The following is a 13,460-nucleotide window of genomic DNA, read 5'->3' on the forward strand; positions in this document are numbered from 1 at the left end:
GTCCTCGCTACTGTCATATACGTTTTACTATTTTAACATAAAATACAACAGAAGTTAACCTTCTCCTTCTGTTGTATTTTGTGTCGTTTGTACAGCCGCAAGCCCTGCATGGCATGCTTTTTCATCATCGTATTTGACATTTCGAATCGCAAAATAGATAAGTAAATGTCCAGCACCTAATATTAATAATAAGATCGGCAAGCTTTTTTCTGCCGGAAATAATGAAACTGCTAACAAAAAACTTAAAACCGAACAGATTCTTCCTCCGTTTAGCCATAGTTCACGAACAACAATATATTCTACTCGCCGCTCCTTTGCTTGTTTAGCTCTGCCTATTATATCATATGTCATTGAACCATACGGAACAAGAAGAATTGGATATGCAACGGCAATACAAGCTGCATAAATAAGTAATTTCGTATACGTGACATGAAAGACAACTAAAAATACAACTGCATATAAAATAATTCCACCGAGTAAAATAGCTTTTTTTCGCCATTCCTTTTTCAATACTCGCGCTACTATATAATAGCAAATGAAAGAAACAGCGGAATTTACAAGCCCATATTTCCCAAGCGCTAATTCGCTACCAGAAGCCATATACACATATACAGAAATAACAAATATAAATGTACCTTCTCTAAGTCCTTGAAAAAAATGAGCAAGCGTAATTCTTCCCCAGTTTTTATTCACTTTTCTCTCTTTCATTACTTCAATTATTTCGTAACGTCCTTCACATTCACGTTTCGTCAGAAAAAAACTGACAACTATCGCAACGGTAAATAAGGTTAACGATAGGAAAAAAACGAATGTATACCCATTCCACTTTTCCATACGCGAAATGATAAACCCGGATGCAATTGGACCAATCATACCTGAAAATGAGGTAAGCAGTCCGAGAAATCCGTTAAAAAAGTCACGTGTTTCCGGCTCTGTAATTTCAAATGTTAATAAATTAAATGAGAGCCAGTAAAATCCATATCCTATGCCAAGTATGCCACCGATAAGTAAAATATATTGCGAAGCATTCGTTCCCGTCAGCAATACAACAATAAAAAAACCAGCTAATGTCGTTACACCGATGCGGAGTAAAATCGTACGATCTACTCGTTTCGCTAGTTTTCCGGCAACAAGAAAAGTCAGCGGCTGTAAAACAACGCTTGCTAAATTATAAAAGCCAATATTCATAAAATCCTTCGTTTGTTTCCATAAATAAATATTTACAAACGTATTGGATAACGAAATGGCCAACGTATATAACCCGCCAATTATCAGTAATAAAACTAAATCACGATTCACCTCAACATCGCCAACTAAATGTTTCCATTTCATATAAACTCTCCTTTACTTCATGTTCTAGTCTTCCAAAGAAGGTTACAATTATGTAAAGAAGAAAAGTGGAAAATAAACTTTCATTAGTAAGCATTTTTCTCATCAATGTTGAGACGAGCCAATCAGCTCTCCAAAAAAAGCACACAAAAAAGCTAGGAGAAATTCCTCCTAGCTTTTACAATTATTATTATTATTTTGCGTCTTGGTAACGTTTTTCAACTGCATTCCAATCTACAACGCTCCAGAAAGCATTAATGTAGTCAGGACGACGGTTTTGGTAATGTAAGTAGTATGCATGCTCCCAAACGTCTAATCCTAAAACTGGAGTTTTTCCTTCCATTAATGGAGTGTCTTGGTTTGGTGTGCTTGTTACTTCTAATTCACCATTGTTTACAACTAGCCACGCCCAGCCAGAACCGAAGCGAGTCGCGCCTGCTTTTGCAAACTCTTCTTTAAATGCGTCGAAGCTACCAAATTTCGCTTCAATTGCACTTGCAAGTTCACCTACTGGTTGTCCGCCGCCATTTGGAGAAAGGATTGTCCAGAATAAAGAGTGGTTTGCATGCCCACCACCGTTATTGCGTACTGCTGTACGAATTGCTTCTGGCACTTCGTTTAAGTTTGCAACTAACTCTTCGATGCTTTTTTCTGCTAATTCCGCATGTCCTTCTAATGCAGCATTTAAGTTTGTTACATATGTGTTGTGATGTTTTGTATGATGGATGTTCATTGTTTCTTTGTCAAAATGAGGTTCTAACGCATCATACGCATAAGGTAAATTTGGTAATTCATGTTTCGCCATTGTTATATTCCTCCCATTGTATGTATTGCCGATAATAACTTGGCATACAAATCCATTTTACCCTAATTACATAAGGGTGAAAACAAATTTAGCGTATTGCCTCGCTAACATTAAGGTAGCAAATTTCCCATTTCTTTTCAAACGAAATGCTCATACATTTCGTAAAAAAAAAGCTCCCTTCTACAAGGAAGCTCATCCGCTATGTATTAACATACGAAATGGATAATTATATGTAAAAATGTAAGATAAATTTACCATAGTAAAAAGAAATGTGTCAATCGTATTTTCACATACGACATGATATATCTTGTGATTCCTTAAAAACATACGTTACAATGAAATTGTAGATCACCATATTTAAAGAAGGAAGTGAATGCATGTCCATATTTACACAACTATTTAAAAGCTTATACGCACCAAAAGAGATGGCAATCTTTCGTTTTCAAAAAATCGGAAAGACAATTCTTTACATAATGTTACTATGCCTGCTTGCTACTGTTCCAAAAACGATTTTATTTGGAAATTTCGTTCAAGAGGGGATTCATTTAATCGATCGCGCTATCGAAAAAGATGTGCCTGATTTTAAAATTGAAAATGGCGAGCTTCACGCAGACATTAGCAAACCAATTGTAAAAGATGAAACAGATTTTATTTTTGTATTCGATCCAAACAGTACAGACACAAAAGCCTATCCAAATCGAGATGGGATATTCATTTTAAAAGATAAAATGATTTCAATAGCACAACAACAACCACAATCTTTTCCATATAGTGATTTTGGAAATACAACGTTTGAAAAGAAAGATATCCAAGAAATCGTTTCATTCGTTGATAACATCTCTCCAATTGCGATATTCTTAATTGGGATATTCATTTACTTATTCGAGCTATTTATTACATTTCTTGGTGTTACCCTATTGGCATTTATCGGCTCTGCAATGAGCGGAGAGCGTAAATTATCTTACAAACAAGTTTGGACATTAACTGCCTATAGTTATACAATCCCTACTATATTCTTTATGATTATGGACCTATTAAAAGTACATGTTCCATTCTCATTATTTATATTCATTGGTGTTGTTCTTATCGTTCTTTATTTAACAATAAAAGAAGTGCCAAGACCGAAAGAAAAAAATCCACTCTAAAAAATGCCTTTAAGGTATTTTTTTTTTGGACAAGCATATATTTCTCTACAAAGGAGTGGGAAAATATGAAAAGGCTTGGCAGTGTCTTATTACTACTTGTTCTCGGTTACGTCTTATACTATGATATGACAATTGGCACGTTACCGTTGCTTCATACATATTCCAAAACAAAAGAAACTTCAGCTAAAGTTGCAAGTAATAAACAAAAAGAAAATACATCACCGGCAAAATATAAAGTCATTGAAGTAAAAACAGGCGATACTGTTCTCTCTATTACAGAAGAAATTAATAAGAAAAAAGTCCCTTCTATTGAAAAAGTTGTTACGGACTTCAAGGACTTAAATCAAAACGACTCTCCAGCGAAATTACAAGTCGGGAAAAAATACAAATTCCCCCTCTATCCGTAATAACATCACATAATCCTTGTCAATTACAGTAAGGCGCTGATACAATAGGAAAAGTGAAACTATATAAATACAAATAAAAAACAACATAAAAGCTCCTTTTTTTAGTTGAGCGAGAGCATCTGGCCACGCACAGAAGCGGTTAGGACCTTTTCCCGCCACTTTCAATGATTAAAACAAAGAGAAAAAGCAAGTAACGATCATGTTTTTTCTGCGTATCAGTGACTTATATGTTGAAAAATCAAAGTGGATTTATATAGACATTTAGCTTCACTAGACAAATACTGCATACAATATAAATGCGTTTGTCTACAAAATAAGAAACTTCTTTTATAAGGAGAGCGATCTATTCGTGAATGAAATAACTCATCGTACAAAAACACGTCCTGTTAAAGTTGGAAATTTAACAATTGGCGGTAATAATGAATTAATTATACAAAGTATGACAACAACGAAAACACATGATGTGGAAGCAACAGTTGCTGAAATTAAGCGTTTAGAAGAAGCAGGTTGTCAAATTGTTCGTGTAGCCGTTCCTGATGAGCGCGCTGCAAATGCGATTGCTGATATTAAAAAACAAATTAATATACCTCTTGTTGCTGATATTCACTTTGACTATCGCCTAGCGTTAAAAGCGATTGAAGGCGGTATTGACAAAGTTCGTATCAACCCAGGAAACATCGGTCGTCGTCATAAAGTTGAAGCAGTTGTAAATGCTGCGAAAGAACGCGGTATTCCAATCCGCATCGGTGTAAACGCTGGTTCATTAGAACGTCATATTCTTGAGAAATATGGATATCCAACGGCTGATGGTATGGTAGAAAGCGCATTGCACCACATTAAAATTTTAGAAGATCTAGATTTTCATGACATCATCGTATCGATGAAAGCCTCTGATGTGAATTTGGCAATTGAAGCGTACGAAAAAGCATCTCGTGCTTTCAATTATCCATTACATCTTGGCATTACAGAATCTGGAACTTTATTTGCTGGAACTGTAAAAAGCGCAGCAGGTCTTGGTGCAATCTTAAGCAAAGGTATCGGTAATACGTTACGTATCTCATTAAGTGCAGACCCAGTTGAAGAAGTAAAGGTAGCGCGTGAACTATTAAAATCATTCGGACTTGCTTCTAATGCTGCTACATTGATTTCCTGTCCAACATGCGGACGTATTGAAATTGACTTAATTAGCATTGCAAATGAAGTGGAAGAATATATTTCAAAAATTAAGGCACCGATTAAAGTCGCTGTCCTTGGCTGCGCAGTAAACGGCCCTGGCGAAGCGCGTGAAGCAGATATTGGGATTGCTGGAGCACGCGGAGAAGGTCTTCTCTTCCGCAAAGGTGAAATTGTACGTAAAGTACCAGAAGAAACAATGGTGGAAGAGTTAAAGAAAGAAATTGATAAAATTGCAGAAGAATACGCAGCAAAACAAGAAAAATAAGATGTAAAGCTGCTAATAAAAAAGCTTGTCAGTTTAAAACTGACAAGCTTTTTTATTGTGCACATTTCGGACAGCGTCCATATATTTCAAATTTATGTCCCGTTACTTCATATCCTGTAAAGTCTTTGTTCATGAGTTCCATTGGACACGATGTAATTTCCTTCGTTCCACCGCAATCTAAACAAATGAAATGGTGATGGTGTTCTATAGTAGAACATTTAAAGCGAAAATGTTTTTCACCATTTAACTCTGTTTGTTCTAAAATACCGATTTCTACAAAAAGAGTTAAGTTGCGATAAATGGTATCAAAACTAAGCCCTGGGTAATCACCCTTCATATTAGCTAAAACATCTCTTGCCGTTAAATATTTATTATGATTGGCAAATAAACGCAACATGTCTTCTCTTTTTCCAGTATGTTTATAACCCTTCTCTTTCATAAGGTGTAAAGCTTCTGTAAGATTCATAGTTATCCCTACTTTACGCAGTTTTTTTCTTCTTCCATAAGATTGCACCGATTAAAATAAGAACTGATAACACAACGATTGTACCACCTGGAGCAAGATCAAGTTGATAAGAAGCTAGCATACCTCCAACTACTGCAATCTCACCAAATACAACGGAGAAAAAGATCGTTTGCTTAAAACCTTTCGCAATTCGAATACTTGCTGCAACTGGTAATGTCATTAATGATGAAACGAGAAGAATACCGACAACACGCATTGAAATCGCAATAACAAGTGCAACTAAAATAATAAAAATAAAGTGAATCCATTTTGCACGTAATCCTGTAGCTACAGCATATTCTTCATCAAAAGATAATAAAAACAGTTCTTTATATAATAATATAATGACAGCCACTACAATCACAGCAACGAATCCAATAATAAGCAAATCACTACTTGTAACTGCACTTACACTACCAAATAAATAACTAAATAAATCTGTATTAAACCCATTAGCAAGAGAAATGAAAATGACACCAATCCCAATACCAGCTGACATAATAATAGGAATTGCTAGTTCCTGAAAATGTTTATATACCGTTCTTAATTTTTCAATAAGCAGAGCGCCGCCAATAGAAAATATCATCCCCATATATAATGGATTCAAAAAACCACCTGTAAACACAGTTTTTTCTAGTAATAAACTCGCCGCAATACCTGATAATGTAACGTGGCTTAATGCATCAGCAATCAACGATAAACGACGAATGACAACAAAGACACCAAGCATCGGGGCAACAAGTCCAATTAAAACTCCAGCATATAAAGAATTTCGTAAAAAATCATATTGCAAAAAATCCTGTATCATCGTATCCCCCCGTGATGCTCGTGATCATGCTCTAAACGATGAACATAATAACCATATAATAGTGACATTTCAGCATCTTCTAACTTTTGGAACGCGTCTACATTTCCGTGGAAATGTAGACGCTGATTTAAGCAAGCAACATGTGTAACTTTCTCTGTCACAGCTCCCATATCATGAGTGACAAGAATAAGTGTAATTCCTAAACACTTATTTAAATGTTCTAGCATATCATAAAAGCTTTCTACATTCTTTACATCAATACCGACAGTAGGCTCATCCAAAATTAATAATTCAGGATCACTTACAAGTGCACGTGCAATAAAAACACGTTGTTGTTGCCCACCAGAAAGCTCACCAATATTCCGATTCATAAACTCACTCATTCCAACATCAGCAATCGCTTTTGTCACTTTCGCTTTATCCATCTTTGTTAAGAAGCGAAACAAGCCTTTCTTAGAAACGAGCCCCATCGAAACAACTTCAAATACAGTTGCTGGGAATCCAGAGTTGAAACTATTTGCCTTTTGGGAGACATAGCCAATTTTATTCGAATCTTTAAATTTTTTACTATCCATACCAAACAACCGAATCGTTCCTTGTTTCGGTTTTAAAATCCCTAATATACATTTCAATAATGTAGATTTTCCTGATCCATTCGGCCCTACTAAACCTAAAAAAGCTCCTTTAGGAACTTGCAGTTGAATGTCCTCTAACACATTTCGCTCTTCATAACGAAATGTTAAATTCTCGATTTCTAATATATAATTCATCATACCTCACCTATTTTAATTCAGAATGATTCCGATTTATCTTTGTTTAAATTATATTATAGCTCATTACGAGTTGTAAACCAATCTGCCCTAAAATATACCTCTCATTTTAGACAACTTATCCATTATAACAAAAAGCAGAGAAAATCTCTCCGCTTTTAGTGAATTGCTGATTTAAATTTTGCACCTTTTGTTTCTTGTGTATTCATAATAGTAATAAAGGCATTTTCGTCTACTTCATGAACAATCGTTTTTAGCTTCGTTACCTCTAAACGAGTAATAACTGCATAAATAACTTCTTTTTCTTTATCCGTATAGCCACCTTTTCCAACTAATTTCGTTGTTCCGCGGCCAAGTCGATGTAAAATTGCGTTTGATACTTCTTCATAATGGTCCGAAACAATAATTACTGCTTTTGTTTCATCTAAACCTTGGATAACCGTATCAATCGTTTTAAACGCAATATAGTATGTCATAACAGAATACATCGCTTGTTCTACACCAAATACAACTGCCGCCCAAGCAAACACGAAAATATTCATAAACATAACAAATTCACCGACAGAAAACGGTAATTTCTTTGTTAGTAAAATCCCTAGAATTTCTGCTCCATCCAATGAACCACCATGTCTAATCACAAGCCCAACACCGATACCTAAAATTAGTCCTCCAAAGACAGTCGCTAAAATAGGCTCTGTCGTAAAAGGCTGAAGGGAATGTAATGTCGACTCAATCAAAGCTAAACATATGATTGCAAAAACAGAAGATAACATAAATGTTTTTCCGATTTGCTTATAACCTGAGTACATAAACGGTAAATTGAGGATTACAACTAAAGTGGAAAAGCTTAGCCACCAAATATTTGGTGTAAGGAAATCTAATATGAGGGAAACGCCGATAATACCACCATCAATAATTTTGTTTGGAATTAAAAATAGCTCAAGTGCAACTGCTGCACAGCCAGCACCTATGATAATCATAACAAGACGATACACAAGATGAATTATACTTTCTTTTTTATGCTGTTGTTTTTCCATACTACCTCCTCAAGTATCCATATATTTTTCCCCTTTATTATAACATATCCTCCCTTTTTAATGAGAAAACTGCCTGCTTTGGAATATACACAAGCATATTTTACATATATTCGGATATGAGGACAAAATAAAGGAGGGAGCAACATGAACCTCATTCAACAGTTTGTAAATAAAAAATTAAACAATATGACATCCAAGGAATTATTAAAATATAGTGCAGAATACGGGGTGTCCATTACAAACGAACAAGCAGACAAAATTGTCACATTAATTCAAGGAAAACATATTAATATTTATGATGACCAAGAAAGATTACAACTTTTAAAACAAATTGCGAAGGTCACTTCTCCTGCTACCGCACAACAAATTAATACCCTATTTCAAAAATTAATAAAGTGAAACTTCCATTAGTATTTTTTCCATCCCCCGACTGACGGAAATTCCGCCCAATCGATCACATGCCAACAGTTATCCCCACCTATATAGATGCAAATTGAAAAACTAACATCAAAACCCTTTTCTTTTTCGGTGGGCGAGGGCTTACTGCCCACTAGCGGGATAAAATAAAAAAGGGGTGCTCCCCCTTTTTTATTGTTCTTTAATTTTCTGAAGAACCTCTTCATCAAACACACCATTTTTCAGCATTTCAATTTCAAATTTATACGGTGGCTTTTTATCGTTTTTATCTTCACCTACATATGGCGTTTCAAGAATTTTCGGTACATGCAGTAATTGCGGATGATGTACAATATGGTGCAATGTTTTATAACCAATATGGCCGAAACCGATATTTTCATGACGGTCTTTTCTAGCGCCGCGCTCATTCTTGCTATCATTAAGGTGTAATACTTGTAAACGATCAATACCTATTATTTTATCAAATTCGTTTAAAACACCGTCAAAATCATTAACGATATCATAACCAGCGTCATGCGTATGACATGTATCAAAGCAGACAGACAATTTCTCATTAAGCGTTACACCATCAATAATTCTCGCAAGCTCTTCAAAACTGCGCCCACACTCTGTTCCTTTTCCAGCCATTGTTTCTAGCGCAATGTTCACTGTTTGATCAGTTGTTAATACTTCATTTAAACCTTCAATAATTTTTTGGATTCCTGCATCCGCCCCGGCCCCAACATGCGCTCCTGGATGGAGTACAATTTGCTTTGCAACCCCCAATGCTGATGTTCTTTCAATTTCCATGCGAAGGAAATCAACACCTAGTTGGAATGTTTCAGGTTTCGTTGTATTACCTATATTAATAATATACGGGGCATGAACAACGATTTCCTCAATTCCATTCAGTTCCATATGTTTACGGCCCGCTTCTATATTTAACTCTTCAATCGGTTTTCTTCTCGTATTTTGCGGTGCTCCCGTATAAACCATAAACGTTGTTGCACCGTATGACACAGCTTCTTCACTCGCTGCTAATAACATTTTCTTTCCACTCATCGAAACGTGAGATCCAATTTTCAACATGTAATCACCTCTTATAAATGCAATAGCTATAATGATAGCATAATTTGTAGAAATCTGACACTGTTAACTCCCCTGTAAAAAAAAGATAAGGAAGGCCCTTATCTTTTCTTTTTACTATATTTTTTCTTAATTTTTTCGCGTTCCCATTCAAGCTTTTTCTTATAATTTGGCTTTACTTTTTTCGGTTTTTTCACAACTTTTTGTGCCATAGAATCCAATTGATCGTTTGGTTTCTTACGGCTTTGACGGCGGCGGCGAGGTCCTAATTCAACCAACTCCCCTGCACGCAAGTCCACATGTTTGAATTCAATATGACGTTGCTTTTCTAACGTATCTAACGCTTCTTCATCTACTTGGTCATAAATGGTTGCCGCAATACCAGAATATCCAGCACGCGCTGTTCGGCCAACACGGTGAATAAAGAAATCTAAATCAGATGGAATTTCGTAGTTAATCACATGACTAATTCCCTCAATATCAATACCACGTGCAGCTAAATCTGTCGCTACAATATATTGAAATTCTAAATCACGAACTTGTTTCATCATTTTCTTGCGATCACGCGGTGATAAATCACCATGAATACGACCTACTTTTAAACCGCGTTCCGTTAAACCATGCGCTACTTCCTCCGCCTTTTTCTTTGTATTCGTAAAGACGATTGCTAAATACGGCTGATATTGCAGTAACAGATTTTTCACAAGTTCAACTTTATTACGGTGCCTTGACGGAATAAGGTGATGTTCAAGATTAATCGCTGCGATTTGCTTTGGATTAATATGAATATGCTCTGGATTGTCCATATATTTCTTCATAAATGGTTTTAACTTTTGCGGAATTGTCGCTGAGAAAACAAGCATTTGTAAATTTTTAGGCATACGTGCTGCGATTTTATCCACATCATGAATAAAGCCCATATCAAGCATTAAATCAGCTTCATCGACAATAACTGCAGAAGCCGTATGTACAAATAGCGCTTGATCTTCCACTAAATCTTTAATACGCCCTGGTGTTCCCACCACAACATGCGGTTGTTTCTTCAATTTTTCAATTGAACGTTGTTTATCTGTTCCACCGATAAAACAACGTGCTGTAATCATTTTGTCTTCTTCACAAAACTTTGTTATCTTTACGATTTCTTCATAAATTTGCTGTGCTAACTCACGAGTTGGGGCTGTAATTACCAGTTGTACTTCTTCTCTAGTTGCATCAATACGATTTAATGTTGGAAGTAAATACGCATGCGTTTTTCCAGATCCCGTTTGTGATTGTCCAATAATACTAACTCCCTTTTTCACAACCGGAAAAATCTTTTGTTGAATTTCTGTTGGTTCTGAAAAACGTAATTCACGAATTGCATCTATTAAAAATGGTTGAAAATTATACTGTGTAAATGTTTGCACTGTCATACATTCCACCTTCTTTCTTATTTCTACTGCGTTCATTAATCAGCCAAGTTACCATTATATCGAAATCTATCGGTAAAATCTATCTTTATATATATCCATTTAAATTTTTAACATATAAGTTGCTGCTATGCAAAATACACCATAACCGCTACTTGCTTTCTTCTTTTGTTTTAAACCTTGCATGGGTTAAGGGAACAGGCTCTGACTGTTTCTATTCGCAGCCAGATGCTCTCGCCCCTCGTTTTTTTGAACTTGTATATCTTTAGTTTAGCATTTCAACAGAAAAACTAACCTTCTTTCCCTCCATTGCATATTGTAGTGTATATTACCTAATTGAAGAAAGGAGGATTTCCTAATGTATATGAAACCCCCTCCCTATCAACAAATGTACACGCAGTCTCCATATCCACATACAATGTACCCAACACAAGGTATACAACCAATGATGCCTAAGAAAAAAGGACTTCTTGCAAAATTGTTTCAAAAACACAATCCCGCTACAGATTATATGTATATGATGCCCCCGTATAGACAATTAGAAACATACCCAAATACACCATACCAGCAAAATCAGCCATATATGCACCCTCCAAAACAGCAACAACAAATGATGCAACCTCAAATGATGGCAGAAGGTGAAACACGAGGAGGAAGTGCACCTAGTGGAATTAGCAGTTTTTTCACGAATTTTATTTCAAATCCCACTGGAATGATCAATAACGTCGAAAAAGTTGTCCAAATGGCCCAATCCGTTGGTCCTGTCGTACAGCAATATGGCCCGATTGTCCGCAACATTCCTAATATCATGAAAATACTTACCTCTGGAAAAAATGCGGATGAACAACAAACACAAGAAGTCAAAACAACTACTTCTACTCTATCTGAAGAAATCCCTATTACAAGCAAACCTCTTGCTCCTCAAACAACATTGGAAGATAAGATAGAAATAGAAAACGCACACTCTACCACTCCGAAACCAAAGCTATACGTGTAACATTTCTTTGTCATCTGCTTTCTTCTCCTTTATAATGAAAAGGATTAGCTTTATAAAAACAAATCCTTTTTTAAAGGAGCGGATTAATTACATGAAAATCGTTAAAATTTCTCCTCGCGGCTATTGCTACGGCGTTGTAGACGCGATGGTCATTGCGCGCAATGCAGCGCTCGATAAAACATTACCAAGGCCAATTTATATCTTAGGTATGATTGTCCACAATAAACACGTAACAGATGCATTTGAAGAAGACGGCATCATTACGCTTGATGGCCCAAGCCGCTTAGATATTTTAGAAAAAATTGAGTTTGGAACTGTTATTTTTACAGCTCACGGTGTATCTCCAGAAGTAAAACAACGCGCCAAGGAAAAGGGCTTAACAACAATCGACGCAACATGTCCTGACGTTACAAAAACACACGACTTAATTGAAGCAAAAAAAGAAGAAGGTTACCATATTATTTATATCGGTAAGAAAGGACACCCTGAACCTGAAGGTGCAGTCGGGATTGCCCCGGATATTGTCCATCTTATCGAGAAAGAAGCAGATCTTGAAGCACTTACCATTCCAACGGAAAAGATTTTAGTTACAAACCAAACGACGATGAGTCAATGGGATGTTCAACAAATTATGGAGAAAATTCAAGAAAAGTTTCCAACAGCAGAATTCCATAAAGAAATTTGTCTTGCTACGCAAGTGCGCCAAGAAGCCGTTGCAAAACAAGCAACTGTTGCTGATTTAACAATTGTCGTTGGTGATCCAAAAAGCAATAACTCTAACCGCCTTGCACAAGTATCTGAAGAAATTGCTAGTACAAAAGCATATCGCGTTGCCGATGTAAGTGAAATCCAACTAGAATGGCTACAAGGCGTAGAAACAGTCGCTATTACAGCAGGGGCATCTACACCAACGCCTATTACAAAAGAAGTAATTGCATTTTTTGAACAGTATGATCCAACAAATCCTGCAACGTGGGAACGTAAGCGAAACGTACCACTACAAAAAATCTTACCAAAGGTTAAGGCAAAACAAACTTTCCATCAGTGAAAGTTTTATTGCTCGCAATTAGCGGGATAATACAAACAAAATCCGTTATCTCATAAGATAACGGATTTTGTCAGGCTGTGGAGAAAGCCTTCTCCACAGCCTGTTTTTGTGTCTGAACATCTTTTCATCTGTCAACACTGATAAAAAAGATGCAAAGGAGCGATGCCCCATGATGGGAGCGCTGAAAAATCATCGTGATGAGCGCGTAACAATTTCTGTAGAAGAGTTAGTTCCGCAAGACCATTTCCTTCGTGCCATTGAGGCAACAATCGATTTT

At 36.2% G+C, this 13,460-nt stretch carries 14 protein-coding genes; 6 read left to right on the forward strand and 8 right to left on the reverse strand.

Annotated elements, in window-relative coordinates:
* Positions 1-54: 54 nt before the first annotated feature.
* Positions 55-1,332: an MFS transporter gene (locus tag H280_RS0118650; RefSeq protein WP_020062648.1), complete on the reverse strand. Its 1,278-nt coding sequence runs from the start codon at positions 1,330-1,332 to the stop codon at positions 55-57.
* A 190-nt stretch (positions 1,333-1,522) separates the two neighbouring features.
* Entirely contained in the window at positions 1,523-2,134 is a 612-nt protein-coding gene (gene sodA, locus H280_RS0118655) for a superoxide dismutase [Mn] (RefSeq protein WP_020062649.1), read from the reverse strand.
* A gap of 377 nt (positions 2,135-2,511) precedes the next feature.
* On the opposite strand from sodA, the gene H280_RS0118660 reads away from it, so the two are divergent.
* From H280_RS0118660 to ispG, 3 genes are all read left to right on the forward strand, one after another.
* Entirely contained in the window at positions 2,512-3,279 is a 768-nt protein-coding gene (locus H280_RS0118660) for a DUF1189 domain-containing protein (RefSeq protein ID WP_020062650.1), read from the forward strand.
* Positions 3,280-3,344: 65 nt separating this feature from the next.
* Complete coding sequence (locus H280_RS0118665) at positions 3,345-3,686, forward strand: hypothetical protein (RefSeq protein WP_020062651.1); 342 nt, start codon at positions 3,345-3,347, stop codon at positions 3,684-3,686.
* Between the two features lie 349 nt (positions 3,687-4,035).
* Complete coding sequence (gene ispG, locus H280_RS0118670) at positions 4,036-5,127, forward strand: flavodoxin-dependent (E)-4-hydroxy-3-methylbut-2-enyl-diphosphate synthase (protein WP_020062652.1); 1,092 nt, start codon at positions 4,036-4,038, stop codon at positions 5,125-5,127.
* A 52-nt stretch (positions 5,128-5,179) separates the two neighbouring features.
* Here ispG and H280_RS0118675 read toward each other — a convergent pair whose 3' ends face one another.
* The 4 genes from H280_RS0118675 to H280_RS0118690 form a co-directional block, all read right to left on the reverse strand.
* Positions 5,180-5,593, reverse strand: a complete 414-nt coding sequence (locus H280_RS0118675) for a Fur family transcriptional regulator (protein ID WP_020062653.1) — start codon at positions 5,591-5,593, stop codon at positions 5,180-5,182.
* A gap of 13 nt (positions 5,594-5,606) precedes the next feature.
* Positions 5,607-6,440 (reverse strand): metal ABC transporter permease, encoded by an 834-nt coding sequence (locus H280_RS0118680; protein ID WP_020062654.1) that lies wholly within the window; start codon positions 6,438-6,440, stop codon positions 5,607-5,609.
* Positions 6,437-7,210: a metal ABC transporter ATP-binding protein gene (locus tag H280_RS0118685; protein ID WP_020062655.1), complete on the reverse strand. Its 774-nt coding sequence runs from the start codon at positions 7,208-7,210 to the stop codon at positions 6,437-6,439. The genes H280_RS0118680 and H280_RS0118685 overlap by 4 nt, the downstream gene beginning before the upstream one ends.
* Before the next feature lie 158 nt (positions 7,211-7,368).
* A complete protein-coding gene (locus H280_RS0118690; RefSeq protein WP_020062656.1) occupies positions 7,369-8,247 on the reverse strand; it encodes a YitT family protein in 879 nt (292 codons plus the stop codon).
* A 144-nt stretch (positions 8,248-8,391) separates the two neighbouring features.
* On the opposite strand from H280_RS0118690, the gene H280_RS0118700 reads away from it, so the two are divergent.
* Positions 8,392-8,646 carry a DUF2624 domain-containing protein gene (locus H280_RS0118700; RefSeq protein WP_020062658.1) on the forward strand — a complete coding sequence of 85 codons (255 nt, stop codon included), beginning with the start codon at positions 8,392-8,394 and terminating at the stop codon, positions 8,644-8,646.
* A 189-nt stretch (positions 8,647-8,835) separates the two neighbouring features.
* On the opposite strand, the gene H280_RS0118710 is transcribed toward H280_RS0118700, so the two are convergent.
* Together H280_RS0118710 and H280_RS0118715 are read right to left on the reverse strand one after the other, a co-directional pair.
* Positions 8,836-9,732, reverse strand: a complete 897-nt coding sequence (locus tag H280_RS0118710; RefSeq protein WP_020062660.1) for a deoxyribonuclease IV — start codon at positions 9,730-9,732, stop codon at positions 8,836-8,838.
* A 98-nt stretch (positions 9,733-9,830) separates the two neighbouring features.
* The gene (locus H280_RS0118715) at positions 9,831-11,141 is read right to left on the reverse strand and encodes a DEAD/DEAH box helicase (protein WP_020062661.1); all 1,311 of its coding nucleotides are present in this window, start codon (positions 11,139-11,141) and stop codon (positions 9,831-9,833) included.
* A 355-nt stretch (positions 11,142-11,496) separates the two neighbouring features.
* Here H280_RS0118715 and vrrA point away from each other — a divergent pair, with 355 nt between their 5' ends.
* Together vrrA and H280_RS0118725 are read left to right on the forward strand one after the other, a co-directional pair.
* Entirely contained in the window at positions 11,497-12,135 is a 639-nt protein-coding gene (gene vrrA / locus H280_RS0118720; protein WP_020062662.1) for a VrrA/YqfQ family protein, read from the forward strand.
* Between the two features lie 91 nt (positions 12,136-12,226).
* The gene (locus tag H280_RS0118725; protein ID WP_020062663.1) at positions 12,227-13,183 is read left to right on the forward strand and encodes a 4-hydroxy-3-methylbut-2-enyl diphosphate reductase; all 957 of its coding nucleotides are present in this window, start codon (positions 12,227-12,229) and stop codon (positions 13,181-13,183) included.
* The last annotated feature ends 277 nt before the right edge of the window (positions 13,184-13,460 follow it).

The sequence above is a fragment of the Bacillus sp. 123MFChir2 genome, assembly GCF_000383235.1.
Lineage (GTDB): Bacteria > Bacillota > Bacilli > Bacillales > Bacillaceae_G > Bacillus_A.